The organism is Exiguobacterium sp. SH4S7 (assembly GCF_004336795.1).
Taxonomy (GTDB): Bacteria; Bacillota; Bacilli; order Exiguobacteriales; family Exiguobacteriaceae; genus Exiguobacterium; species Exiguobacterium aurantiacum_A.
Genome location: NZ_SJUT01000006.1, coordinates 187744 through 210883, shown reverse-complemented (window position 1 = coordinate 210883; position 23140 = coordinate 187744). Strand labels below are relative to the sequence as shown.

28 protein-coding genes, 10 tRNA genes and 1 rRNA gene are annotated in these 23140 nt (G+C 52.0%); 7 read left to right on the top strand and 32 right to left on the bottom strand.

What is annotated here, in order from left to right:
* From EVJ29_RS12375 to acpS, 19 genes are all read right to left on the bottom strand, one after another.
* Positions 1 to 64: ribosomal RNA gene (locus tag EVJ29_RS12375) — 16S ribosomal RNA — on the bottom strand; the annotation flags it as partial.
* A 101-nt stretch (positions 65 to 165) separates the two neighbouring features.
* Positions 166 to 242, bottom strand: a tRNA-Ile gene (locus EVJ29_RS12370).
* A 10-nt stretch (positions 243 to 252) separates the two neighbouring features.
* Positions 253 to 329 (bottom strand) — tRNA-Arg (locus EVJ29_RS12365).
* A 1-nt stretch (position 330) separates the two neighbouring features.
* Positions 331 to 418 (bottom strand) — tRNA-Leu (locus EVJ29_RS12360).
* Positions 419 to 448: 30 nt separating this feature from the next.
* Positions 449 to 524, bottom strand: a tRNA-Lys gene (locus tag EVJ29_RS12355).
* Between the two features lie 9 nt (positions 525 to 533).
* Positions 534 to 605 (bottom strand) — tRNA-Gln (locus tag EVJ29_RS12350).
* Positions 606 to 612: 7 nt separating this feature from the next.
* Positions 613 to 688, bottom strand: a tRNA-Asp gene (locus EVJ29_RS12345).
* A 23-nt stretch (positions 689 to 711) separates the two neighbouring features.
* Positions 712 to 787 (bottom strand) — tRNA-Val (locus tag EVJ29_RS12340).
* 4 nt (positions 788 to 791) lie between these two features.
* Positions 792 to 866, bottom strand: a tRNA-Glu gene (locus EVJ29_RS12335).
* Between the two features lie 32 nt (positions 867 to 898).
* Positions 899 to 990, bottom strand: a tRNA-Ser gene (locus EVJ29_RS12330).
* A gap of 9 nt (positions 991 to 999) precedes the next feature.
* Positions 1000 to 1074, bottom strand: a tRNA-Asn gene (locus EVJ29_RS12325).
* A 220-nt stretch (positions 1075 to 1294) separates the two neighbouring features.
* Positions 1295 to 3433 carry a Tex family protein gene (locus EVJ29_RS12320; RefSeq protein ID WP_236633534.1) on the bottom strand — a complete coding sequence of 713 codons (2139 nt, stop codon included), beginning with the start codon at positions 3431 to 3433 and terminating at the stop codon, positions 1295 to 1297.
* Between the two features lie 66 nt (positions 3434 to 3499).
* Positions 3500 to 4300, bottom strand: coding sequence for an RNA polymerase sigma factor SigB (sigB, locus tag EVJ29_RS12315; protein ID WP_070329225.1), 801 nt, complete (start codon positions 4298 to 4300; stop codon positions 3500 to 3502).
* Positions 4266 to 4742 (bottom strand): anti-sigma B factor RsbW, encoded by a 477-nt coding sequence (gene rsbW, locus EVJ29_RS12310; protein ID WP_131490624.1) that lies wholly within the window; start codon positions 4740 to 4742, stop codon positions 4266 to 4268. The genes sigB and rsbW overlap by 35 nt, the downstream gene beginning before the upstream one ends.
* Positions 4739 to 5065 (bottom strand): STAS domain-containing protein, encoded by a 327-nt coding sequence (locus tag EVJ29_RS12305; protein WP_016510528.1) that lies wholly within the window; start codon positions 5063 to 5065, stop codon positions 4739 to 4741. The genes rsbW and EVJ29_RS12305 overlap by 4 nt, the downstream gene beginning before the upstream one ends.
* A 140-nt stretch (positions 5066 to 5205) precedes the next feature.
* Positions 5206 to 5556 (bottom strand): type II toxin-antitoxin system PemK/MazF family toxin, encoded by a 351-nt coding sequence (locus tag EVJ29_RS12300; protein WP_016510516.1) that lies wholly within the window; start codon positions 5554 to 5556, stop codon positions 5206 to 5208.
* A 5-nt stretch (positions 5557 to 5561) separates the two neighbouring features.
* Positions 5562 to 5840 (bottom strand): hypothetical protein, encoded by a 279-nt coding sequence (locus tag EVJ29_RS12295; protein ID WP_070329223.1) that lies wholly within the window; start codon positions 5838 to 5840, stop codon positions 5562 to 5564.
* A 128-nt stretch (positions 5841 to 5968) separates the two neighbouring features.
* Positions 5969 to 7045, bottom strand: coding sequence for an alanine racemase (gene alr / locus EVJ29_RS12290; RefSeq protein ID WP_070329222.1), 1077 nt, complete (start codon positions 7043 to 7045; stop codon positions 5969 to 5971).
* Positions 7023 to 7400 carry a holo-ACP synthase gene (gene acpS / locus EVJ29_RS12285; protein ID WP_070329221.1) on the bottom strand — a complete coding sequence of 126 codons (378 nt, stop codon included), beginning with the start codon at positions 7398 to 7400 and terminating at the stop codon, positions 7023 to 7025. Before acpS ends, alr begins: the two co-directional genes overlap by 23 nt.
* Before the next feature lie 63 nt (positions 7401 to 7463).
* On the opposite strand from acpS, the gene EVJ29_RS12280 reads away from it, so the two are divergent.
* The gene (locus EVJ29_RS12280; RefSeq protein WP_131490623.1) at positions 7464 to 8189 is read left to right on the top strand and encodes a rhomboid family intramembrane serine protease; all 726 of its coding nucleotides are present in this window, start codon (positions 7464 to 7466) and stop codon (positions 8187 to 8189) included.
* Between the two features lie 36 nt (positions 8190 to 8225).
* On the opposite strand, the gene EVJ29_RS12275 is transcribed toward EVJ29_RS12280, so the two are convergent.
* Genes EVJ29_RS12275 through EVJ29_RS12265 form a run of 3 tightly spaced genes read right to left on the bottom strand, consistent with a single transcriptional unit; the run spans position 8226 to position 9328 of the window.
* Positions 8226 to 8543 (bottom strand): hypothetical protein, encoded by a 318-nt coding sequence (locus EVJ29_RS12275; RefSeq protein WP_070329219.1) that lies wholly within the window; start codon positions 8541 to 8543, stop codon positions 8226 to 8228.
* A gap of 34 nt (positions 8544 to 8577) precedes the next feature.
* Positions 8578 to 9060 carry a hypothetical protein gene (locus EVJ29_RS12270; protein WP_236633533.1) on the bottom strand — a complete coding sequence of 161 codons (483 nt, stop codon included), beginning with the start codon at positions 9058 to 9060 and terminating at the stop codon, positions 8578 to 8580.
* Positions 9053 to 9328 carry a 4a-hydroxytetrahydrobiopterin dehydratase gene (locus EVJ29_RS12265; protein ID WP_070329217.1) on the bottom strand — a complete coding sequence of 92 codons (276 nt, stop codon included), beginning with the start codon at positions 9326 to 9328 and terminating at the stop codon, positions 9053 to 9055. Before EVJ29_RS12265 ends, EVJ29_RS12270 begins: the two co-directional genes overlap by 8 nt.
* Before the next feature lie 142 nt (positions 9329 to 9470).
* On the opposite strand from EVJ29_RS12265, the gene EVJ29_RS12260 reads away from it, so the two are divergent.
* The gene (locus EVJ29_RS12260; RefSeq protein ID WP_070329216.1) at positions 9471 to 10004 is read left to right on the top strand and encodes a cysteine hydrolase family protein; all 534 of its coding nucleotides are present in this window, start codon (positions 9471 to 9473) and stop codon (positions 10002 to 10004) included.
* A 23-nt stretch (positions 10005 to 10027) separates the two neighbouring features.
* Positions 10028 to 11473 (top strand): nicotinate phosphoribosyltransferase, encoded by a 1446-nt coding sequence (locus EVJ29_RS12255; protein WP_070329215.1) that lies wholly within the window; start codon positions 10028 to 10030, stop codon positions 11471 to 11473.
* Between the two features lie 35 nt (positions 11474 to 11508).
* Here the strand turns inward: EVJ29_RS12255 and EVJ29_RS12250 are convergent, their stop codons facing one another.
* A complete protein-coding gene (locus tag EVJ29_RS12250; protein WP_070329214.1) occupies positions 11509 to 11811 on the bottom strand; it encodes a hypothetical protein in 303 nt (100 codons plus the stop codon).
* Between the two features lie 113 nt (positions 11812 to 11924).
* Here EVJ29_RS12250 and EVJ29_RS12245 point away from each other — a divergent pair, with 113 nt between their 5' ends.
* Positions 11925 to 12398, top strand: a complete 474-nt coding sequence (locus EVJ29_RS12245) for a YwpF family protein (RefSeq protein ID WP_070329230.1) — start codon at positions 11925 to 11927, stop codon at positions 12396 to 12398.
* 74 nt (positions 12399 to 12472) lie between these two features.
* Here the strand turns inward: EVJ29_RS12245 and EVJ29_RS12240 are convergent, their stop codons facing one another.
* The 3 genes from EVJ29_RS12240 to EVJ29_RS12230 all read right to left on the bottom strand — a co-directional run bounded on the left by EVJ29_RS12240 (position 12473) and on the right by EVJ29_RS12230 (position 14561).
* Complete coding sequence (locus EVJ29_RS12240; RefSeq protein WP_070329213.1) at positions 12473 to 12949, bottom strand: DUF456 domain-containing protein; 477 nt, start codon at positions 12947 to 12949, stop codon at positions 12473 to 12475.
* Positions 12950 to 12959: 10 nt separating this feature from the next.
* Positions 12960 to 13559 carry a histidine phosphatase family protein gene (locus EVJ29_RS12235; protein ID WP_070329212.1) on the bottom strand — a complete coding sequence of 200 codons (600 nt, stop codon included), beginning with the start codon at positions 13557 to 13559 and terminating at the stop codon, positions 12960 to 12962.
* Between the two features lie 66 nt (positions 13560 to 13625).
* Complete coding sequence (locus tag EVJ29_RS12230; protein ID WP_070329211.1) at positions 13626 to 14561, bottom strand: alpha/beta hydrolase; 936 nt, start codon at positions 14559 to 14561, stop codon at positions 13626 to 13628.
* A 174-nt stretch (positions 14562 to 14735) separates the two neighbouring features.
* Between EVJ29_RS12230 and EVJ29_RS12225 the strand changes: the two genes are divergently transcribed.
* Entirely contained in the window at positions 14736 to 15758 is a 1023-nt protein-coding gene (locus tag EVJ29_RS12225) for a metal ABC transporter solute-binding protein, Zn/Mn family (protein WP_131490622.1), read from the top strand.
* A 42-nt stretch (positions 15759 to 15800) separates the two neighbouring features.
* Here the strand turns inward: EVJ29_RS12225 and EVJ29_RS12220 are convergent, their stop codons facing one another.
* The 5 genes from EVJ29_RS12220 to EVJ29_RS12200 form a co-directional block, all read right to left on the bottom strand.
* Positions 15801 to 16247 (bottom strand): hypothetical protein, encoded by a 447-nt coding sequence (locus EVJ29_RS12220; protein WP_131490621.1) that lies wholly within the window; start codon positions 16245 to 16247, stop codon positions 15801 to 15803.
* Between the two features lie 50 nt (positions 16248 to 16297).
* On the bottom strand, positions 16298 to 16753 hold the full coding sequence (locus tag EVJ29_RS12215) for a hypothetical protein (protein WP_070329208.1): 456 nt from the start codon (positions 16751 to 16753) through the stop codon (positions 16298 to 16300).
* An 84-nt stretch (positions 16754 to 16837) separates the two neighbouring features.
* The gene (locus EVJ29_RS12210; protein WP_131490620.1) at positions 16838 to 18283 is read right to left on the bottom strand and encodes an alanine/glycine:cation symporter family protein; all 1446 of its coding nucleotides are present in this window, start codon (positions 18281 to 18283) and stop codon (positions 16838 to 16840) included.
* Positions 18284 to 18466: 183 nt separating this feature from the next.
* On the bottom strand, positions 18467 to 20932 hold the full coding sequence (locus EVJ29_RS12205) for a CoA-disulfide reductase (RefSeq protein ID WP_131466004.1): 2466 nt from the start codon (positions 20930 to 20932) through the stop codon (positions 18467 to 18469).
* Positions 20929 to 21234, bottom strand: coding sequence for a rhodanese-like domain-containing protein (locus EVJ29_RS12200; RefSeq protein WP_016509667.1), 306 nt, complete (start codon positions 21232 to 21234; stop codon positions 20929 to 20931). Before EVJ29_RS12200 ends, EVJ29_RS12205 begins: the two co-directional genes overlap by 4 nt.
* A gap of 283 nt (positions 21235 to 21517) precedes the next feature.
* Between EVJ29_RS12200 and EVJ29_RS12195 the strand changes: the two genes are divergently transcribed.
* Entirely contained in the window at positions 21518 to 21784 is a 267-nt protein-coding gene (locus tag EVJ29_RS12195) for a metal-sensitive transcriptional regulator (RefSeq protein WP_016509666.1), read from the top strand.
* A gap of 66 nt (positions 21785 to 21850) precedes the next feature.
* Positions 21851 to 22282, top strand: coding sequence for a YbjN domain-containing protein (locus tag EVJ29_RS12190; protein WP_016509669.1), 432 nt, complete (start codon positions 21851 to 21853; stop codon positions 22280 to 22282).
* A 68-nt stretch (positions 22283 to 22350) separates the two neighbouring features.
* Here EVJ29_RS12190 and EVJ29_RS12185 read toward each other — a convergent pair whose 3' ends face one another.
* The gene (locus EVJ29_RS12185; RefSeq protein ID WP_131490619.1) at positions 22351 to 23136 is read right to left on the bottom strand and encodes a cytochrome c oxidase assembly protein; all 786 of its coding nucleotides are present in this window, start codon (positions 23134 to 23136) and stop codon (positions 22351 to 22353) included.
* Positions 23137 to 23140 lie beyond the last annotated feature (4 nt).

The following is a 23140-nucleotide window of genomic DNA, read 5'->3' as shown; positions in this document are numbered from 1 at the left end:
CGACTTGCATGTATTAGGCACGCCGCCAGCGTTCGTCCTGAGCCAGGATCAAACTCTCCAAAGAATTTGATATAGCTCTTGAAAATGACGAAGCTTGCGCTTCAATCAAAACTTGTAAAACTTTTTTTGCCTCATCGTTCAGTTTTCAAAGTTCGTCAGTTAAGATGGTGGGCCTAAGTGGACTCGAACCACCGACCTCACGCTTATCAGGCGTGCGCTCTAACCGGCTGAGCTATAGGCCCATAATAAAAATGGTGCACCCTGAGAGATTCGAACTCCCGGCCTTTAGATTCGTAGTCTAACGCTCTATCCAGCTGAGCTAAGGGTGCATGGTGCGGTCGAGAGGACTTGAACCTCCACGGTGTTAACCACCACTAGGCCCTCAACCTAGCGCGTCTACCGATTCCGCCACGACCGCAGCGTAATTAAATGTTACGAGGAATAAAAATGGTGAGCCATGCAGGGCTCGAACCTGCGACCCTCTGATTAAAAGTCAGATGCTCTACCAACTGAGCTAATGGCTCAAATATAAGCTGGGCTGGAAGGGATCGAACCTTCGCATGTTGGAATCAAAATCCAATGCCTTACCACTTGGCTACAGCCCAACGTAAATGGCGGTCTTGACGGGATTTGAACCCGCGATCTCCTGCGTGACAGGCAGGCATGTTAACCCCTACACCACAAGACCAGTATACGCGCTTAAATTTGAAATGGTGGAGGATGACGGGATCGAACCGCCGACCCCCTGCTTGTAAGGCAGGTGCTCTCCCAGCTGAGCTAATCCTCCGAAATGGTGACCCGTACGGGAATCGAACCCGTGTTACCGCCGTGAAAGGGCGGTGTCTTAACCGCTTGACCAACGGGCCATTTATTTGATTGATGTTTTCTAAAAAGTAAGTGGCGGAGACGGAGGGATTCGAACCCTCGCACCGGTTTCCCAGCCTACTCCCTTAGCAGGGGAGCCCCTTATAGCCGCTTGGGTACGTCTCCAAAATAAAATGGCTCCGCAAGTAGGATTTGAACCTACGACCTACCGGTTAACAGCCGGTTGCTCTACCACTGAGCTATTGCGGAACGTTGCTTGAATTTTTCAAAGTAACGATTTAAATTGTAACCGCAAACCCGAAACGTGTCAATCACTTTTTTAGAAAAGCTTTAATTTTTCATGCCGCGCTCTTGGCGACCTCTATAAGATATCACGGTCAAAAACGACCGTCAACACTTTTTAATAAAAAAGTTGAGCAAAATGAAACCACTTTGCTCAACTCCGACTTTCTTCTTACTAAATATCGATTTATTGTTTTTTAGGCTCTAGCATCGTCAGGCTGATCCGGCCCCGGTTGGCATCGACTTGCTCGATCCAGACGGTGACGATGTCCCCGACCGCGACGACGTCGAGCGGATGTTTGACGTAACGGTTCGACAACTTCGAGATGTGGACGAGCCCGTCCTGTTTGACCCCGATGTCGACGAATGCCCCGAAGTCGATGACGTTGCGAACCGTCCCTTGGAACTCCATCCCGACCTGCAAGTCTTCTAAGTTCATGACGTCCGTCCGTAAAAGCGGCTTTTGAATATCCTCACGTGGATCACGGCCCGGTTTGGCAAGCGACTTCAAGATGTCTTCGACCGTCGGCAGTCCCGCCTCAAGCGTTTCGCTGAGCACTCGGGCATCGACCGATTTCAACCGATCTCGCAACTCGGCCGTGCCGACCGCTGCTTTCGAGACACCGAGTTCCTTCAATAGAGATAACGTCAACTTGTAACTCTCTGGGTGGATCTCGGTTTGGTCGAGCACGTCGCTCCCGTTCGTGATGCGAAGGAAGCCAGCCGCCTGCTCATACGCCTTCGCCCCAAGACGCGGCACTTTCTTGATTTCTTTACGGGTATTGAAGCGCCCGAACTCATCACGATACGCGACGATATTTTTTGCCGTCGTCTTATTGAGGCCCGATACGTACGTGAGCAACGACTCGGAAGCCCGGTTCACATCGACACCGACCATGTTGACGACGCTCTCGACGACGAACTCGAGTGAGCCTTTCAATTTGTTTTGACTGACATCATGCTGGTACTGTCCGACCCCGACCGATTGCGGGTCGACTTTCACAAGCTCGGCCATCGCATCTTGGATCCGACGGGCAATCGATACAGCCGAACGTTCTTCGACTTTCAACTCCGGGAACTCAGATCGCGCAATCTCGGAAGCCGAGTATACGCTGGCACCGGCTTCATTGACGATCGCGTACGCGATCTCACGCTCGGCCGTCTTCAGCCAGTTCGAGACAAATTGCTCGGTCTCACGTGAGGCGGTCCCGTTGCCAATGACGATGACGGAGATTGGATAGCGTTTCACAAGAGATGAGAGCACTTTTTCTGAACCGGTCACGTCATGCTTCGGCGCCGTCGGATAGAACACGCCGACTTCTTCGACTTTCCCGGTCTCGTTGACGACGGCCCACTTACAGCCGGTCCGGTAGGCCGGGTCAATACCGAGCACGACGACTTCACGGAGTGGCGGCTGCATATAGAGTTGCTTCAAATTCTTCGCGAAGACGTCGATCGCTTGTTCTTCAGCCGTCTCGGTCAACGAACTGCGGATTTCACGTTCGATGGCCGGGAAGACCGATTTCTTGAACGCGTCCTTTATAGCGAGCGTCACGACATCCCGTTTCTCGGTCGGAAGACGATCTAACTTACTGATTGCTCGTTTCAAGAACAACGTCTCGTCAAAGACGAGCTTCACTTGGAGCACGTCGGTCCGCTCACCCCGGTTCAACGCGAGGATGCGGTGCGGCACGATGCCGACCACTTTCTCCTCGTAGTCGTAATACTGGGCGAACACTTCTTTCTCATCTTCTGCCGCCTTTTTCTTTTGGGACCGGAGGAGTGCCTCGTTCCGCACTTTCGTCCGCAGCGTCTGGCGGAGCGCTGCCTCTTCCCCCCACTCTTCCCCGATGATCGCTTGTACGAACGGAAGCGCCTCTTCTAGCGCCAGTTCACCCGCGAGTCCCTCCGCTTGTTGCACCGAATAAGCAGATACTTCTCGGAACCAGTCGGCGAGCGGCTGCAGCCCCTTCTCTCGTCCCTGCTCGGCTTTCGTCCGGCGCTTCGGACGATACGGCAAGTAGATGTCCTCGACTTGTTGGAGACTCGTCGCGACCTCGATGGCCCGTGTCAGCTCCGGCGTCGCCTTCTCGAGTTCTTCGAGTTTTGCGAGGACGTCTGTTTTCCGTTTTTGGAGACTCTCTTCGTATTGGAGCGAGTCGAGGATCGCTTTGATCTCGACTTCGTCCAAATTCCCCGTCATCTCTTTTCGATAGCGGGCCATGAACGGGATCGTCGCTCCATCCGACGCAAGTTGTTGTACCGTCTCGATTTGACTCGTATTCAGCTTTAATTCGTTCGCAATCTTCGTAATCAATCGAATCACTTCCTTTTCTCTTCTCTATTGAAGTGTAGCAAACTCTGTAGAAGACGACAAAAAAACGATGACCGTTTAGTCATCGCTTGAGAATACTTCGTTGAGTGGGACTTTGATGGCCTCACGCAATTTCTCGAGCGCGCGTCGTTGTAGACGTGACACGTGCATCTGGGAAATACCGAGGAGTTCGCCCGTCTCTTTTTGACTCATGTTTTTATAGTAAGCACATTCCAAAATCGCTTGTTCCCGCTCGTTCAAGACGCTGAACGCCTTTTCGAGAATGAGGCGCTGGTCGACTGACTCATACCCACGCTCTTGGCTGCCGACGAGGTCGAGCAGTGTGACCGTGCTGCCTTCATTGTCCGCTTCAATTGAGCTGTCGACCGAGAGCGCTTGATAGCTCTTGCCCATCTCGAGCGTTTCGAGAATTTCTTCATCGGAAACGCCAAGGTATTCGGCGATCTCATCGATGCGCGGTGACCGTTGCAGTTCTGTCGTCAGCTCTTCGACCGTCTTCTTGATTTTCGGTCCAAGCTCCTTGATCCGACGCGGCACGTGAACGCTCCACGTCTTGTCACGGATGAAACGCTTGATTTCACCGATGATCGTTGGAACGGCGAATGATTCGAAGCTGCGTCCGAACTCCGGGTCGAAACGGCGAAGTGCGGCGAGCAACCCGATCATCCCGACTTGCACAAGGTCATCATGGATGGCCCGGCCACGCGAGAATTTTCGAGCGAGCGCTTCAACAAGGTCTGAGTATCGGTTGATGAGGAGCATCTGGACTTCTTCGTTTTGATCGTCCTGTTGATAGCGCTCAATCCACTCTAATACTTCATCATCACTGTGATGGCGTTGTTGAGATTTTGCTGGCACTCTGATCCACCTCGTCCCTGTTAAGGAGTTTCGTCATCGTCACTTTGACACCGTTGTCCTTGTTGATCGAGACGTTATCCATTAACGCTTCAATGAGGAAAAGACCGAGTCCCCCTTCGTGAAGCGATTCGATTTCTGCCGTCTCCTCGACCGGAGCCGCTTGGCGTTTCACGTCGTCCGAGAACGTCTTGCCCGAGTCTTCGATCGTCATCTCGAGGCGGTCGTCGTGGACGCCGCACGTGAGCTTCACTTCACCCTCTTGGTCTTCATAAGCGTGCTGAACAGCGTTGCCACACGCTTCCGAGACCGCGATTTTAATATCCTCGATCTCGTCGTACGTATATCCCATACGGTTAGCGATTCCTGAGACGACTAAACGGACCACGCCGACATATTCCGGTTTGGCCGGGAACGTCATCACCGTCTGTTCGATGTTACTCATTTCGTGCCACCTCTTACGTTTGTATTGATCGACAATAACTTGTCTAGGCCTGTCAATTCAAAGAGACGGTTGACGCGATCGGTAACGCCGACGAGCGACAACTCTTTCTCGTTACGTTTGGCAATTTTAAGTGCGCCGACGAAGACGCCGAGACCTGTTGAGTCCATATAGTCGACTTCGTCCAAATGAACGATGACATCTTGTTCCGTAATCGCCGGGTGCAAGACCTCTTTCAATTTTGGTGCCGTATATGTGTCTACCTCTCCAGAAACGTAAAGGTGTAATTGTTCTCCAATGACTTGCTCGCGAATCGCTAAATCCATTGTATATTCCCTCCTAATGTTACGCATAGAAAAATTGAGTACGATTAATCATATTTCCCTTATTTCAGGATTTGAAACCACTTTTATCGATCTTTTTGAAAAAAAACCGATACCCATGTACCGGTTTAGTTATATGTAAGCTAGAGCGGGATTAATCCCATACTGATCTCTAGCGCTCGGTCAACTTTGTGCATCGTCTCATCATCGAGATGAGTGACTTTATCCGTCAGACGACGCTTATCAATCGTTCGAATCTGTTCAAGCAAAATCACGGAGTCTCGTTCGAGGCCGTGTTTGACTTGATATACTTCCACATGAGTCGGCAGTTTTGCTTTCTGGATCTGAGCCGTAATCGCAGCGACAATGACGGTCGGGCTAAAGCGATTGCCGATATCGTTTTGAATGACGAGAACCGGACGAACTCCACCTTGCTCTGAACCGACTACGGGCGACAGATTCGCATAAAACACGTCACCACGCTTTACGATCACTCCGCTCACACCCCGCTTACTTGACGTAAGAGAGCATGTTCGGCTTCCGTCTCAATCATCAGCATCTCTTCTGCCATATTCAAATTAAACGCGGCCATCTCTTGATAGCCTTTCGCCAATTCTTCACGCAGTGCTTGTTGTCGATCAGCAATTTCCTTAGACAAGTACGTCACTACATCGTTCAATGACAGTGATTCACGATCTTTCATCGAAATCGGACTCACATGCTGCGAGAACCGATCTGGAACGGACACTAGAGCACCCGCAGTTCGCTGTTTCAACATCTTGCACCTCCAGAATCGTTTCGGTGATTGGCGGAATTTTTCCCGCGTTCTTTATCAATATAACACGCAAGAATGGGAAAATATAGAGGATTCACGAAAGAATTCAGATAATTTCACACGTTTATGATTTACACGTAGCGCCGTGGCAATCGACTCGTCAATTGACAAACGACCTCGTAATTGATGGTCCCGAGGTGTGCCGCGAGTTCATCGATGGCGACCGCCCCGCCGATCAACGTGACGACGGTGCCGACCGAGAACTCGTGCGGAAGGCGGATCATGAAGCGGTCCATGCACACCCGTCCGACGATCGGGCAACGCTCGCCCTCGACGTCGACTTCGAAGCCGCTCGCCTTGCGGATCCAGCCGTCGGCATAACCGACCGGTACCGTCCCGATCCATTCATCGGCCGTCGTCGTGTAAGTCGCACCGTAGCTGACCGTCTGCCCGGCTTCAAGCGTCTTCACTTGCATGAGTCGGCTCTTCAATGTGAACGCCGGTTTCAAGAACGCATACGCCGACGCCATCTCGCTCGATGGGTATAACCCGTACAGCGCGATGCCGACACGGACAAGGTTATAGGGAACATCTTCTCCGGCCATCCGGATCGCCCCGGCCGAGTTCGATGTATGAATGTAGCGGAAGCGCGGGATGAGTCCGTCGATCAACTGACTGAACCGCTTTTGTTGCTCGTAATAGAGCGGACTGTCCGGTTCGTCGGCCGTCGCGAAGTGTGTATAAATCCCTTCGACGTCAAAGCGGTCGTCGGCTGCATCGAGAAGTGCGTCAAGTTCGGCCCGCGTCCGCAAGCCGAGACGTCCCATGCCTGTGTCGACTTTGACGTGTACGGTGAGCGGCCGCTCGGTCACATACGCTTTCGCCTCACGTAACCAGTCGGCCGAGAACACGGAGAGCGTCACATCATGCTCGGCCGCGACTCCGGCGTATTCTGGGAATTGTGCTTCCATGACGAGGATCGGGGCGGTGATACCGGCGTCTCGAAGCTCGATTGCTTCTTCAAGCAAGGCGACTCCGAGCATCGTCGCCCCGTTTGCGAGCGCGATGTTCGCGACCTCAACGGCCCCGTGCCCGTAGGCGTTCGCTTTCACGACCGCCATGAGCGCTTGCGGGATACGTTTTTTGATTTCGATGATGTTGTGGGCGATCGCCGCCCGGTCGATTTCAATCCAACTTGGACGAAACATGGTGATCCCCCTCTTCAATGATGACTTGTGCGACGGCGTACCGTTCGCTATGGCTAATGCTGACATGAATCCGGCCCGGGTGAGGCGCCGTCATATGCGGGCGTCCCGTCTCGTCCGGCAATATTTCGATCTGCTGCCACGACAAACCGCGGGCGATGCCTGTCCCGACCGCTTTGGCGTAGGCTTCTTTCGCCGCGAACCGACCGGCGACGAACTCGATTCGGCGTTCGTCTGAATACGTGAGGGCAAGCCCGCGCTCTGCCTCCGTAAGCACCCGGTTCATAAAGCGAGGTTGTTCGATCGAGCGAGCGATCCGTTCTAGCTCGACGATATCGATTCCGATTCCCGCAATCATAGGACACTCGCTCCTTTCCTTTTTCACTCGTTTCCTTATACAATTAAGAAAAGAGGTGATGCTATGTTTAGTCGTACTGAGAATGTTCAAACGTTCGTACGGGCGTATCCGCTCGTAACGCTGTTCATTGTAATCCAACTGCTCGTGTTTGTCATCGATTCTTTGATGCCCTCACTGCGTATCGTCGCGCTCGGAGGGTCGTTCCACCTCGCGCTCGCCCAGGGCGAGTGGTACCGTCTCGTGACAGCCAACTTCATTCATTTAGGCCTCGGTCACTTGCTGTTCAACTCGTTCGCGCTCATCATTTTCGGACCTGCCATGGAACGCATGGTCGGTCATGTGAAGTTCGCCGTGTTTTATCTCGTGGCGGGTGCGCTCGCCAACTTGTTGACCTTCTTCACGGTGAGCGAACTGTTCTACCTGCAGGCCGGTGCTTCGGGTGCGATTTTAGCGATTCTCGGCTTCTACGTTTTCATCGGCCGCTTCCGCCGTACGCTCATCTACAGCCAAGACGCTCGACTCGTCTATATCTTCGTCGCCATCAGCGCCGTGTTCACGCTCATCGGGTCGAACGTGTCGCTTTGGGGACACGTGTACGGATTCTTGGCCGGATTCTTGCTCGCGATCCCGCTGTCTCGTTTCACGGTGCCTTACTCGCGTCCGCTCCGTTACGGGAAGTACAAGCCGCGGAAGTACGCTCCGCCTGTCGTCCATTCGAGCGACAGCAAATGGATTTTCTACGTCATTATCGGGCTCGCCGTTTTCGGCTTGTTCGCACAGTTCTTATGAAAAAATGGCCAAGCGCTCAGCGCTTGGCCATTTGAATTAAATCTGATTTTTATGACGTGCGTCTTGGAGCGCGTCGACCAAGTCTTTGACGTCTTCGACGAGGTTTTGGATCGTGTCTTGGTTTTCTTCGTACAACGCCTTCAAGTCCATGACGCGATCTTTCAAGCTGCTTTTCGATGAGGCTTGGAGCCCAACCGAATGTGATTGCGTCGATGTGTCCGTCGACTTGAGTCGTGACTTCATCCCTTTGAGCTGTCTGATCTGCTGATCGCGTGTCTCTTTGTGGAGTAGCGATGCGCTGGCACCGATAATGGCACCTGCCGCCAAACCCATCCAGAAGTAGTTCTTGTTCATAAAAAAATCCTCCCCTAACGTGACGTTATGTTTATTATAGGTTATCCGGTTCACTGACGACATAGTGTTTTATGATCGGACCGGCCCCTTTTTGTTCGACGGCTTCTTTCAACCGTTCTTGAAACAGTAAGTAGTCGGTCGAATCACGGAACCGATTTCCTTCTTCAGTGAATTGAATGATGACAATCCCGTGGTTGTCGTCCGGGTCAACGCCGAGCCGATACGCGGCAAATCCGTTGTGCCCAGACCCGAGACGAGACTTTTCTTTCAGCAATCGGTGGAACAAGAGCGACCGGGCGTTCGAGTCGACCGGGATGTTCGCATAGATGATATTCCCTGTCGGCGCGAATTGTCCTGCCGCTTCTTCGATCTGGAACGTCTTCCCACTCTGGAACGGGGACTTGTCCCCTTCGGCAAGCAAGATTGTCTCGTTGCCGCTCGCGACGATGACGCCCGGTTCCTTGCGCAACCGATCGGCCACACTGCCTGAGGCGAACGTCATAAACAGTTTAGACAAGTTCCTCACAGCCTTTCGCGAGCATGATGTCCTTCTCTGTGATGCCTCCTTCGTCGTGTGTCGACACGGTGAGCGTGACGTTGCGATACTCGATCAATATGTTCGGATGATGGTTGAGCGTCTCGGCCATATCGGCGACGAGATGAACGAATTGGATCGCCTCCGGAAACGTCTCGAGGCGATACGTTTTTTGTAACTCCCCTTCGACGACTTCCCAGCCCGGTAATCGTGACAACTGTTCAGACAGTTCGGTCGATGACAAAATCATCAGCTGATTCCCCTTTCGATTGCAGTTCCTCTTACACTTACTACCCGACCAAGCGCGAAAATAATCTTTTTCGCATGCCGCAAAATGATTTAGAATAAGAAAGATAGCCAAATCATTCTTCACAAGAGAGAGGAGACTTCCCATGCGGGCATTGATCGTCATTGATTATACGTTTGATTTTATCGCAGACACGGGTCGTTTGACTTGCGGGAAACCCGGGCAAGACATAGAAGAACGAATCGTCCAGTTGATCGAGGAATTTTCAACAGAGGACTACGTCGTCGTCGCGAACGACGTCCATGACGCCGGCGACACGTATCACCCTGAAACGACGTTGTTCCCACCCCACAACATTCGGGGCACGGAAGGTCGCGAGTTGTACGGCGCCGTCAAACCCGCCGCCGAACGCGCCGATCATTGGATCGACAAGACGCGTTACAGCGCCTTCGCAGGCACAGACCTTGACCTTCGCCTACGTGAGCGCGGCATCCATGAAGTCCATCTCGTCGGTGTATGCACCGACATCTGTGTGCTCCATACGGCCGTCGATGCGTACAACCTCGGATACAAGATCGTCGTCCATGCGGATGCGGTTCAAAGCTTTAACCCGGTCGGACACGACTGGGCGCTCGAACATTTTGTCACGACCCTCGGAGCTACTGTGACCGGGAAGTGACGCCAAACAGAAAGGAAACTACAATGTTACATCGCAACTTAGCGCTTCATACCGACCTTTATCTCCCACGCTGGATGTATATTTATTGGAAACAAGGCCGTCATAACGAAAAAGTCGTCTTCGACCTTTACTACCGCTCGAACCCGTTCAGCGGCGGTTACGTCGTCTTCGCCGGCTTGCAAAATATCGTGCACTATTTAGAGAACGTCTCGTTCACGGAAGCCGATATTGCTTATTTGAAAGAACAGCTCGGGTTCGAGGACGAGTTCGGTGACGTTCTCCGCAACTTCAAGTTCACCGGTTCTCTCTATAGTGTGCGCGAAGGTGAAATCATCTTCCCGCACGAACAAGTCGTCCGGATCGAGTCGACGATCTTCGAAGCGAAGCTGTTCCAAACGGCGCTCCTCAACATCGCTAACCATGAGTCACTCATTGCCTCGAAGTACGCCCGAATCCGTCAAGCCGCGCCGAATGAGACGTTGCTTGAAGGCGGGGCCCGCCGTGCCCAAGGCGTCGACGCCGCCTACTATGGGACGCGCGCCGCTTACATCGCCGGCTTTGACGTGACGAGCCTCGTTTCGGCAGGACGTGATTTTAACGTCCCGACCGGAGGGACGATGGAGCACGCCGACATCCAGTTTCATGATGACGAACTCGAGGCGTTCCGTTCGTTTGCCGAGATGTATCCGGACAACACGAGCCTGTTGATCGACACATACGACACGCTCAAATCGGGGCTCCCGAACGCCATCACGGTCGCAAAAGAGCTCGAGGCGAAAGGATACCGCTTGAAATCGGTCCGTCTCGATTCGGGCGACCTTGCCTACTTATCAAAACGGGCTCGGAAAGCATTGAACGCGGCCGGTCTCGACTACGTTAAAATTGTCGTCTCAGGTGACCTCGACGAGTACGTCATCCAAGACTTGCGGATGCAAGGCGCTGAAGCCGACACGTTCCTCGTCGGGACGCGCGGGATCACGGCTTATGAACAGCCGGCCCTCGGGATGGTGTACAAGCTCGTCGCCCGTGAAGGGGCCGACGGCGAGTTGAAACCGGTCATCAAAGTGTCGTCCTCGAAAGTGAAGACGACGACCCCGCACAAGAAAGAACTTTACCGGATCATCGATAACGAGACGGGCAAGTTCAAAGGGGATTACATCGCGCTCGCCGACGAACCGGTCGAGACGTATACAGAGATCGACTTGATCGACGTGCGTGACCCGGCGTTCCGAATCAAGACGCGCAACTTCACCGTCAAACGTTTGCTCGAACCGATCTTCCTAGATGGGAAGCGCGTGTACGACTTGCCGAGTGCGACAGACATCCGCCAGTATCACCATGAGCAGATGAACGGACTATGGGAAGAGTACAAGCGACTCCGGTTGCCAGAAGTGTATGCGGTCACGTTCAGCAAGCCGCTGTGGGATTTGAAGCTCGAAATGATCCGTCAAACACGGATTCCAAAATAAAGAAAAGGTTACGGGGCGTCCCCGTAACCTTTTCTTTATGCGGTCGTCATTTCGTGCGCATGGAGTTTATCTTCTTTTCTCCGAAAGTAAAGTGCGATCGAAAGGGAAATCAAAATCAAGATGAAATAGATGGTCCGCTGCCAAAACGTCGCCTCCGTGTCCCCCTGGAACAAGGCGATGATATAGTCACTCCCACTCACGAAGAACAGTCCCGAGAGTAAAAGAAAGATGCGATACCCGGCTCGACTCCGTTCTTGCTTTACTTTGAAGAAAAGGACACCGTAATAACCGATTGCTAGGATCGTGATATATCCGATTATGCCAACAATCCAACTCATGGTGATGCCTCCTTATCCTCTGATATTCACGTCGCTTCCCCGTTATCGTAACACAATCTTCGAATCAGACTATGTTAAGATGAGTTAAAGAAAACGTGGAAGGGATCGATACGATGAAAACGTTCCGTCTGGTCCAAGTCCGCCTCGTCCAAGACGAGTACGGCAACGAGTTAAACCTCCCGATCGAGCTGCTCGACGGGTTGATCATCTCGAAAGAACACGATAATGAATGGCTCCTCGAAATGCTCGTCCCGACCGAATTTGCCGTCATGCTCCACCACTATTTGAATAAACGGATCCTTCTTTTAGCAGAGGCGGTCATCACCTCGGCCAATAACCGTCCCGCGGCCATCGCGATGACGTTCACGAGCGAGCGTTCGCTGTCGAACCATCACACGTTCGTCGCTGAAGGATTGATGCTCCTGCCAAAACAAGATCCGACGAAACAAGTTCTCGACTCCTTGATCTCAGAAGGGGTGGCGGACGCCAATCTCAAACCGTCGTTCTTCGAAAAACAAGTCGAGCAGCAACAGTCGTTCAGCCGCTCTGCCTTCACCCAGCTCGTCAAGACAGGATCGTTCGAATAAGCGAACGGTCTTGTTTTTCTTTCCCCGTTTTTGTAAACGGCTCAACCAAAAAAGACGAAGAATTTTCTCCGCCTTTAGATATACATGAAAAACAAGATGACCATCATCGTCATCCCGATGACTTTGAGCACGGTGCTCCCAAGGAATGCGAGCACCGTCCCGACGCCGATGCTCCACGCCTCGCGCGTCGTTTTGCCGAGCGTGAGCTCCGCTAAAAACGCAAAGATGAACGGGAAGATGAGTACGCCGACGAGCGGGAAGATGAACGGTCCGGCGATTAAACCGATGGTCGCGCCCCACTTCGCCCGTTCCGAGCCGCCGCGCTTGTCGACTGTCGCCCGTGTGACGATGTAGTCGACCGCAAACAAGAAAATCAAGAACAGGATTTGCCAGAGCCAAAACGTCCATGTGAGCGGTTCAAACGAGAACCCGAATCCGTAAATCACATAACCGATGAATAAGAACAGCACGCTCGGGATGACCGGATAGATCAATCCCGCGAACGCGACAACAAATGATGCGATGATGAAAATCCAGAGCAATGTCGTCATGAGCCTCTCCTCACTTCGTGACGATCTCGTTCGTAATATGATCGGCAACGTTCACTGCCTTTACGACGAACTGATCTTCACGATGTTCGATATAGTTCGAGCAGGCGTTCCGCATGGCATGGCGGAACGTGTACGTGTCATCGACCGCCGATAGGGCGGCTTTGATTGCATGCGAATGGCAGACGACGATGATCCGCTTCCCTTTATGCACCTCGACGAGATGTTCCATCCCTTCAAGCACCCGGGCCCGCATCTCGTCTTCCGACTCAAGACCCGGAACCCGTTCCTGATCGTCCGCTTGAACGGCCTCGTAAATGCCAGGCACCGGTTTGCCTGACGCATGGCCGAACTCACGCTCGATGAACCGTTCGTCTTGAATAATCTCGCCCGGACCGATCCCACACGCCTCCGCGATGTAATGGGCCGTATCGATTGCTCGCGTGAGCGGGCTCGCGACGATCACGTCCCAGTTCTCTTGACTTAAAAAAGCCGCGCTCTCTTCGGCTTGGCGATGCCCAAGCGCATTGAGCGGGATATCTTCCCGTCCTTGAATGATTTCTTGAAAATTCCAATCTGTCTGACCATGTCGGACTAAACAAAGTTCCGTCACACTCTTCACTCCTTCGTAATCGTTAAATCTTTTCCAATCGTAACATCTTTCTAAAAAAGCGCAACGTCACGTCAAGGCATCGTCGATGAAACGATCGATGCGGGCCATGAGCTGTGTTTCTTTAATCGGATTATCAGATTGGAGAAAACTTGCAAGCGAGTGGGTACCGTTCGGGAACGAGATGAGCTGGACGTTCGCCCCGACCTCACTGGCGTGCTCGACGAAATGGAGCGCTTGCCCGAACGGGACGATCGGGTCTTTTTTCCCGTGCAAGATGAGAATCGGCGGCGCGTCGTCATACAGATGTGTGACCGGTGAACATTTCACCATCAATTCACGCCACGCCTCGCGACTGCCCTCGTAAAACTTCAAGTGCGCAAGCCATGTCTGGATGAACTTGAACAAGAGGAAGTTCGTCGGCGGATACAGCGCGATGACACCTTTCATCGGCGGCACATCGTCACCGAGTTCACCTGTGAACTGTTTACCCCGGTCGAGCGCCGTCGCGAGGACGAGCGCCGCCCCAGCCGAGTCCCCCCAGCCGATCAATTGATCGATATCGAGATTGAGAAGCCCGTCATGTTGTTTCAAGTAACAGAGCGCGTCAGACACGTCGATGATGTTGTCCGGGAAGTAGACCCCGTCCTCGAACAGTCGATAGTCGATGCTGACGATGGCGAACCCTTTCCCCAAGAAATGATCGAGAAGGGGATGGAACAACGTCACCATGCCTCGGCCTCCGCGGACGAACGCGCCACCGTGCGCGTAGACGGCGACCGGGAACGGTCCATCGCCCGGTGGGTAGTATATATCGAATTGGAGCGGTTGGTCGTTGACGACCTTGTACGTGTGGGTTCGTCGTTTGCGTATAGACGGGCGAACCGTCATCTCTGGTTCTTGCCATCTAACGAGCGAACCGTACTGATTCCAAACGCTCGCCCCGGCTGCGGTCGCCGCCGCTAACGCAGCGCCCCCGACAAACCAGGCGGTCTCCTTTCTCATACAAATCCACTCCTCGCTCTTTTTTTAATCATATTCCCTTTTTCTTAAAAAACCATCCATCGGAAGTCGGACTTGACGTGTGATTGACTGCCCCCTATAATATTAGACGCAGTCACAGAACGTAACCGTTACGGTTTAATAATTGATATAGAGAATTGAGAGGCGGAATAATACATGAACAAGAAATTAATGAGCGTCGCCGCGGCCGGGACACTTTTACTCGGCGGTTGCGCCAACAACGAAGAGAGCAATGCTACAAATGCTACAGACGAAGCGAGCGATCAGTTGACGGTATACGCGTCGACATTCGCCTTAAAATCGATTGCCGAAGAGATCGGGGGCGATCGCGTCCGCGTTGAGATGGTGATCCCGCCCGGCGCCGACCCGCACACGTACGAGCCGACTTCAAAACAGATGACACAGATCGCGGAAGCTGATCTATTCCTCACGATCGGCCATGACCTTGAGCCGTACGTCGAGTCGATGGAACAGAGTCTCGCGAGTGAGGACGTCACGTTCGTCAAAACAGCAGAAGACATCGCTCTGCTCTCGGCTGACGACACGGTCCACGTTCACGGTGAGGATGAGCACGGCCACGAAGCAGACGAGCATGGCCACGAGGAAGATGGGCATACGGAAGAAGAAGCAGGCCACAGCGAGGACGACGGTCACAATCACGGCCAATACGACCCGCACGTCTGGCTCGATCCGATGAACGCCGTCTCGATGGCAGAAGCGGTTGAGGCGTCGTTCGCCGAGCAAGCGCCTGACTATAAAGACGAATTCGCAGATCGGTTGAGCGCATTCAAAGAAGAAGCCGACACGCTCGATGCCGAGCTGCAAGCGGCTGTCGACGCCGGTTCGAAGTCAGAGCTCCTCGTGACGCACGCGGCTTATGGCTACTTGGCGGAACGATACGGTTTCGACCAGCTTCCGATCACTGGTCTCACGCCGTCTGAAGAGCCGTCACAGCAAGCGTTGAAGCGAGTCATCGAAGAGGCAGAGCTCCATGACTTGAAGTACATCGCGTTCGAGGACACGGTGACACCGAAAGTGGCCGAAGTCGTCAAAAATGAAATCGGTGCCGAAGCGGTGACGATTTACAACCTTGAATCGGTCACGAAAGAACAGATGGACCAAAGCTATTTCGACTTGATGCGCGAGAACGTCAAAGCACTTGAAATCGCATTGAAATAAACGAAATCCCGAAGCATGTGAACTTACACGCTTCGGGATTTTTTATGCATTGGCTCGACGATCCACCATCTTCAAACAAACGATAAGTAAGAGGATTAACGCGATTATAAGTGTCAACAGCAAGGTTTGTGTATCGACAAGTTGAGACGTCTTCCACGTTTTCAAGGATAGAACTGACCAAATTTGGCTCAACATAAAGCTAGACAGTGCAATGAAACTGATATGAAATACTGTCAGTTCTGGAACAAGTCGTCGACTAACTAAATAACTATTCATGACGAGCATGAGCAGATAAACCGTAAGTAGCACATCCCATACGCTTTGCAACGACTCATACGCATCGAATCCGCTATGCCGATACAAAAACAAGCCCATCAATACGAGTAAAGATCCGAGCGTCAGACGCCCAATCCATTTCTCCCCCGTTTGATAACCTAAAAACGGATTAATGAAAAGCCCAATCCATAACAGAAGTCCTAAAAAATCCACGCTCCATCCCTCCGTCATTTTTGTTAAATTATACCATGTGATAGAGGAATTCATTCATAATAAATCAACACGAGCTCATCCCGTTCGCTCGCCTCGTCACAGAAGCGCTTCAACAGCGTCCATTTGAGCCAAATGTCATCGAGACTGTCACGATTCACTAGCGCCATCTCTCCGACATCTTCTTTTTTGAAGGCGTTCATCGCGTCTTTGACGATATGAAGCAGCTGCGGCGTCAAAATCCCGACGACGACCGCCTGCTTCTCATTGACGACCAACTCTTCCCCGATGACGGCCATCTCCAAGTTATACGTATCATTCCCGTCGATATACACCTCGATTTGACCGAGTATTTGTTGAAACCGTTCAATATTTGGAAGCGTCAACGTCTCGTACGTGTCACGGTGTTGCTCGTGCACGTGAAGCAACCAGTCTAAAATCATCTCCGGGTCTTGACCGAACGAGACCCATACTTCCGGGGAAATGCGTATATAATGTGTCGTCTCCATGAGTGAACGCCCCCCTTTTCTTCACTTTACCCTTCTTTCAGACGCAAAAAAACCGTCTACGTATATTCGTAGACGGTTTGTTGCTTATGAACGGAACGTACCCGTTTTGACTTCTTCTTCCTCGTTATCCCAAGCCTCTAAATATTCACGACCAGGCAGGTCTTCGATCGAGTCGGCATAAAATACCGGATCGTCTCCTTGACGGCGTTGCTCCAAATAATCGTCGAGCACGAGCCGCGCGACTTTCGCAAGACGGAAAATCGCATACAAGTTGACGAGCGCCATGAGTCCCATGAACACGTCGGCGATCGACCAGACGAGACCGGCCGAACGGATCGCTCCGAAGAGGACCATCCCGACGACACCGATGCGGTAGAGCGTGACATAAATCTTTTTATTCGAGATGAACTGAATGTTCGTCTCACCATAGTAGTAGTTTCCTAGGATCGAGCTGAACGCGAACAAGAAAATCGCAATCGTCAGGAACGATGTCGCCATCGGACCAATCTCAGCCGTGAGTGCCGCTTGTGTCAATTCGACACCTGCGAACGCTTCCGAACCAGCCACGCCTGACAACAAGATGATCATCGCTGTCGACGTACAGATGAGAAGTGTATCGACGAAGACGCTGAACGATTGGATCAAGCCTTGTTTGACAGGGTGTGATACTTCAGCAGTCGCCGCCGCGTTCGGAGCCGACCCCATACCTGCTTCGTTCGAGAACAGACCGCGGCGAATCCCCTGAAGGACCATCGCCCCGATTGCCCCGCCGAACAGTTGCTCGAGCCCGAGCACACCTTCAGAGAAGATGAGACCGAACACGCTCGGCAATAGCGAAGCGTTTGAAATCATGATCCATAAAGCTAGCAAGATGTAACCGCCGGCCATAATTGGAACGATGATACTGGAAAGTACGGCGATCGATTGAATTCCACCGAAGATGACGATTGCTGTGACGACTGCCAATACGATACCGACCGTCGTCGTACTAATTCCAAATTGGTTGCTCACAGACAACGAAATCGTGTTCGACTGTACCGAGTTAAAAGCAAAACCGAACGAGAACGTGATGAGGATGGCGAACAAGATGCCGAGCCACCGTTGTCCGAGGGCACGCTCCATGTAGTAAGCCGGTCCCCCGCGCCATGTACGGCCATCTCGAATTTTATAGACCTGTGCGAGCGTGCTCTCGACGAACGCCGAGGCGGAACCGACTAAAGCGATGATCCACATCCAGAAGACAGCTCCCGGACCACCGAGCGCGATCGCTGTCGCGACACCGGCGATGTTGCCTGTTCCGACACGTGCTGCCGTCCCGATGGCGAACGCTTGGAACGAAGACACTTGTCCTTTTTCACGCTTCATGCCGTCTTTGAACAAGAGGCGGAACATTTCAGGAAGCATACGGAACTGAACGAACCCCATGCGAATCGTGAAGTAAAGGCCTAACGCGACAAGAACGACGATGAGCACCGACGACCAGAGCAGGTCGTTCGCTTGCCCAACAAACTTTTCGATCATATTCTCCATCTTCAATCCTCCAAAATGTATGTTTAGTTATAAGTAAAAGTTATGTCAACTTTCTTAACATGATTAGAATTATAGGAAAAGTGTGCGGAGAATGCAATCTTTTTCAGCAATTTTCAAGTTTCACACCCAAACAATAGAAAAAGCGACCGGCCCATGGCCAGTCGCTCTGATTATTTAATTCACTTAGATGAACAGGTTCAAGTTGCCGCCTTCAGCTGCCCCGAGGTATGCTGCCACACCGCCGAGATTGATGCCGTCGATCAACTCTTCTTCTTTGATTCCCATGACATCCATCGACATCGTACAAGCGACCATCTTGACGCCTGCTTCTTGTGCCGATTTAATCATTTGGTCAAGTGATGGCACGTTCTTGTCGCTCATCACTTTCTTCATCATTTTCTGGCCAACCCCACCGAAGTTCATGTTCGAGAGCGGAAGTTCTCCAGCATGCGAAGGCATCATCATGCCGAACATCTTCTCGAGACCTTGCTTCTTCACGTCAGGTGCGTCTGGTTTACGAATGACGTTCAATCCCCAGAATGTGAAGAACATCGTCACTTCTTTGCCCATTGCCGCTGCGCCTTGAGCGATGATGAACGAGGCGAGGGCACGGTCGAGGTCTCCGCTGAAGACGACCATCGAAGCGCCGTCGCCGGCTGGTGCTCCTGCTTGAGCGGCCGCAGGGCCGTTGCCTTTTTGAAGGATCGCTTCGACGCGACCGTTCACGAACTGTTTCGAGACGAGTTTATTACCCGTCTTTTTCGCCCATGCTTCGATGTCTGCGAAGAAACCAGGATCGCTTGCGAGGACGCGGAGCGTCTCGCCTTCGCCGAGCTCTGCCACTTTTTTATTTACTTCTAAAATCGGGCCCGGGCATTGAAGACCACATGTATCAAGGAAAATCGGTTCTCCGACTGGTTCATTCGTCATTGCGGGTGGTGCCTCCTTCGTTGCTGTCGCAGCAGTCTCATCTGCCGTTTTAACTGTCTCGAGCGCGTCAAAATCACGTCGTACTTGCGACCACGTCTTGTAGCCACCGCTCAAGTTTTTCACTTTAAAGCCATTTTGGCGCAAGATGCGTGAAGCCAGGTAGCCACGAAGGCCGACTTGACACGTCACGTAGATCGTCTCGTCTTTACTATAGCTGTCCAAGTTGTCACGGAGCGAGTTGAGCGGGATGTTGATCGACCCAGGAATTTTCCCGAGCTCATGCTCAGACTCGTCACGGACGTCAAGGAGTGTCGCACCGTTCTCGACCAATGCGTCAATCTCGTCCCAATGCACGACTTCGTTGTCACCGAGGATGACGTTCGAGGCGACGTAACCGATCATGTTGACCGGATCTTTCGCCGAGCTGAACGGCGGTGCGTAGCTAAGTTCGAGGTCTGGCAGGTCGAGGACCGTCAAACCACCTTTGATTGCTGTCGCGATGACGTCGATCCGTTTATCGACACCGTTCATCCCGACACCTTGAGCACCGTAGATTTCACCCGTTGTCGGATGGAACAACAGTTTGAGTGAAACCGGAGTCGATCCTGGGTAGTAGCCTGCGTGTGAACCTGGGTGCACGTGGACGGCTTCAAACTCTTTGCCGGCCGCTTTCAAACGTTTCTCGTTCCATCCTGTCGAAGCGACAGTCATGTCGAACACTTTTGCGATCCCGGTACCCATCGTCCCGTTGTACTTCACGTCGCGGCCGTTAATGATGTCGGCAACGAGGCGTCCTTGACGGTTGGCTGGCCATGCGAGCGGAACGACCGTTGGCTCTTTGAAGATATAGTCGAGCACTTCGACCGCGTCCCCGATCGCATAGATGTTCGGATCCGACGTGAGCATCTTCTCGTTGACACGGATAGCGCCACGTGTTCCTGTCTCAAGACCGGCTTCTCGGGCGATCGTCGATTCAGGAATGACCCCGATCGACATGACAACCATGTCCGTTTCAATGACACGGCCGCTCGTCAAATGAATCTTCTTCCCTTGATCAGAGAACGACGACACGCCGTCTGACAATTGGAGGTCCACGCCATGGAGACGCATATGTTCATGGATTGGTGCGACCATCTCACGGTCGAGCGGTGTCATGACTTGATCCGCCATTTCGACGAGCGTCACGTCAACGCCGCGTTCACGTAAGTTTTCAGCCATCTCGATTCCGATGAAGCCGCCTCCGATGACCGTCGCGTGTTTCGGTGCCTTGTCATCGACGTAGCTGCGGATTTTATCTGTATCCGGAATATTTCGGAGCGTGAAGATATCTTCTGCTTCCTCGATTCCAGGAATGTTCGGACGAATCGGTTTCGCTCCAGGCGACAAGACGAGGACGTCGTATGACTCATCGTACGTTTCACCCGTTTGGACGTGTTTCACCGTCACCGTCTTCTCAGCGCGGTTGATTTTCATCACTTCCGTCAAGTTGCGGATATCGAGTTGGAACCGTTTGTTCATGCCCTCAACTGTTTGGACGAGCAATTTTTGACGGTCTTGAATCACGTCACCGATGTAGTATGGGAGACCACAGTTGGCAAATGAGATATATTCGCCACGGTCGAACATGACGATTTGATTTTCTTCATTTAAGCGACGGAGACGTGCGGCTGCCGAAGCACCACCTGCTACCCCACCGACAATTACGATTTTTTTACTCATTGCTCATTTCCTCCTTTGACGACTTCACCAGGCCAGCTCATCAAGCCGTCTTCTATATTGACCACTTTATAACCTTTTGCTTCCATTTGCCAAGTAGCTTGCGTGCTGCGAGCGCCCGAACGACAAAGCACGATGTACTCTTGGTCTGTGTCGAGCGTATCAATCCACTCCGTTATTTCAGAGAGCGGATAATTCGCCGCCCCCGCGATGTGTGCTTCTTGAAACTCGTCGCGTTCGCGCACGTCGACGATGTTTACAGGGACTTCAAAGTCCATTTGACGTTTTAAAGCCGATGCTTTCATCTTTGTTTACCCATCCTTTTTATCTATAGTCATTTCACGTATTCATGATCAGCTTGGTAGCGGGCGTTCGATAAACTTTGTGATTCATTGAACAATTCGCTTCCACGTCATTAATATACCCCCTATGGTATGCGATTGCAAGGGAAAAGTTTGACGAATCGGCAAACAGTCGATTTTTTCCGGCTTAAACGTTGTTGCTCGACACATACTCCCCCACGTATTAAGATGAGACTACACACTACTAGTTGGGTTACTGAACGATTTGAATATAGAGGTGAAACTTATGGAACAGTATCAATACGACACGAAAGTGTTGAACCGGATGAAACGGGTCGAAGGCCAGATCCGGGCCATCATCCGCATGATGGAAGAAGGCAAGGAGTGTCGCGACGTCGTGACACAACTGAGCGCGGCCCGATCGGCACTCGACCGCGCCTCGACGATCATCGTCGCCAAGAACTTGGAGCAGTGCATCATCACGGCGCAACAAGATGGCGAAGATACGTCGGAAACGGTCGAAGAAGCCATCAAAATGTTGATGAAACGCTAGTTCCCCTTGCTTTCCCCTCTCAAATGGGAGAAAGTTAGAGTAACGACTTTTAAGGGGGATTTCTTTGTGAACTTCGAAGAAAAAGTAGAATCATTCAAAGCGCTCGTCGCAGAACGCAACATGACGTTCAAAGAGAGCGAGACCGAAACGCACGTCACGTTTTTAACGCGTGAAACGACTAAATCTGGGGCCCAGCCCGTTATGATTATCGCCTTCAACAAAAAGACGACTGACGCCGAGCTATACGCCGCGACAGTGACGCACGTGCCGGACTACGTCGAAGACCTACCGATCCTCAACGCATTGAACGAGTTCAACCAAGAGTTCAAGTACTTCCGTTGCGTGCTCGACAGCGACCGTGACGTCACGCTCGCTTCAACGCTCGATCTCGACCTCGGCTTCTCACCGGAAATCATCTTGCAACATTCGTTCATGATGTTCCAAGCAGCCGACGAAGTGAACGAGTACATGCAAAAACTGTACACGCAAGTTCAATAATTGTAGACCGCCAGACAGAAAAGACGATCATCCCGAACGCATCGGGACGATCGTCTTTTCTTGTGTACTCATACGTTATCTCTCGTAGCTAGGGCACGGGGAGAAGTTGCAATATACCACTGGTAACAAAGAATGATGATTAATAAAAGATCAACCAAATCCCCACCGTAATACATCCACATGGCTCCTGCCTCTGCCTCTCCTGTTGGCACCCCATTTGGTGGGCTCACATAAATTATTTTTGCCAATATCTTATGTCCGGCCAACGCTGCAATCAATACAAGTGATCGGTATATGTAGCTGTATCGGTGTGACGTGACGTCCACATAAATCAAAGAAATGGTAAACAAATACCCTGCTAAAAACACATGTAGATGAATTAACACATATAAAAGAATTGATTGATGCATCAGTGAATACAAATCCGTCATGTAGAGCAGATATAGTCCTCCAATGTTGAGAACGGAAGCCGTGACCGGATTCGTGAAGAATTGGAGCAGCCGACTTTTTAATACGCGTGTCACTCTTCTCGCGACGTGTACATCAAGCGTCCGTAACAGTAACGTCATCGGGGCGGACAAGGCGAGACACAACGGCGCCAACATGCCTAGAAACAGATGACTAATCATATGCCCGACAAAATTGGTGTGGGCAAAAGTCGCTAACGGTCCAACCAAAGTAAGGCCTACACAAACAATACCTATCATCCATAACCCGTAGCGATATAGCGGCCACGGTTTATAAGCGCGACTCGTGAAAATTCCGGCGAACGAATAAGCAAGGAGAGCCATAAACAACAAAATCACGACCACCGCCTCATAACCGCCACTTATCGTCTGGACATGGGAATGCATCCTC

Bases quoted from the DNA above. Each gene is read 5' to 3' on its own strand.
- rsbW (WP_131490624.1), bottom strand. From the start codon at position 4,742: ATGAGTAACATCGAACAGACGGTGATGACGTTCCCGGCCAAACCGGAA.
- EVJ29_RS12305 (WP_016510528.1), bottom strand. From the start codon at position 5,065: ATGGATTTAGCGATTCGCGAGCAAGTCATTGGAGAACAATTACACCTT.
- EVJ29_RS12295 (WP_070329223.1), bottom strand. From the start codon at position 5,840: ATGTTGAAACAGCGAACTGCGGGTGCTCTAGTGTCCGTTCCAGATCGG.
- alr (WP_070329222.1), bottom strand. From the start codon at position 7,045: ATGTTTCGTCCAAGTTGGATTGAAATCGACCGGGCGGCGATCGCCCAC.
- acpS (WP_070329221.1), bottom strand. From the start codon at position 7,400: ATGATTGCGGGAATCGGAATCGATATCGTCGAGCTAGAACGGATCGCT.
- EVJ29_RS12280 (WP_131490623.1), top strand. From the start codon at position 7,464: ATGTTTAGTCGTACTGAGAATGTTCAAACGTTCGTACGGGCGTATCCG.
- EVJ29_RS12275 (WP_070329219.1), bottom strand. From the start codon at position 8,543: ATGAACAAGAACTACTTCTGGATGGGTTTGGCGGCAGGTGCCATTATC.
- EVJ29_RS12265 (WP_070329217.1), bottom strand. From the start codon at position 9,328: ATGATTTTGTCATCGACCGAACTGTCTGAACAGTTGTCACGATTACCG.
- EVJ29_RS12260 (WP_070329216.1), top strand. From the start codon at position 9,471: ATGCGGGCATTGATCGTCATTGATTATACGTTTGATTTTATCGCAGAC.
- EVJ29_RS12255 (WP_070329215.1), top strand. From the start codon at position 10,028: ATGTTACATCGCAACTTAGCGCTTCATACCGACCTTTATCTCCCACGC.
- EVJ29_RS12250 (WP_070329214.1), bottom strand. From the start codon at position 11,811: ATGAGTTGGATTGTTGGCATAATCGGATATATCACGATCCTAGCAATC.
- EVJ29_RS12245 (WP_070329230.1), top strand. From the start codon at position 11,925: ATGAAAACGTTCCGTCTGGTCCAAGTCCGCCTCGTCCAAGACGAGTAC.
- EVJ29_RS12240 (WP_070329213.1), bottom strand. From the start codon at position 12,949: ATGACGACATTGCTCTGGATTTTCATCATCGCATCATTTGTTGTCGCG.
- EVJ29_RS12230 (WP_070329211.1), bottom strand. From the start codon at position 14,561: ATGAGAAAGGAGACCGCCTGGTTTGTCGGGGGCGCTGCGTTAGCGGCG.
- EVJ29_RS12225 (WP_131490622.1), top strand. From the start codon at position 14,736: ATGAACAAGAAATTAATGAGCGTCGCCGCGGCCGGGACACTTTTACTC.
- EVJ29_RS12215 (WP_070329208.1), bottom strand. From the start codon at position 16,753: ATGGAGACGACACATTATATACGCATTTCCCCGGAAGTATGGGTCTCG.
- EVJ29_RS12210 (WP_131490620.1), bottom strand. From the start codon at position 18,283: ATGGAGAATATGATCGAAAAGTTTGTTGGGCAAGCGAACGACCTGCTC.
- EVJ29_RS12205 (WP_131466004.1), bottom strand. From the start codon at position 20,932: ATGAGTAAAAAAATCGTAATTGTCGGTGGGGTAGCAGGTGGTGCTTCG.
- EVJ29_RS12200 (WP_016509667.1), bottom strand. From the start codon at position 21,234: ATGAAAGCATCGGCTTTAAAACGTCAAATGGACTTTGAAGTCCCTGTA.
- EVJ29_RS12195 (WP_016509666.1), top strand. From the start codon at position 21,518: ATGGAACAGTATCAATACGACACGAAAGTGTTGAACCGGATGAAACGG.
- EVJ29_RS12185 (WP_131490619.1), bottom strand. From the start codon at position 23,136: ATGCATTCCCATGTCCAGACGATAAGTGGCGGTTATGAGGCGGTGGTC.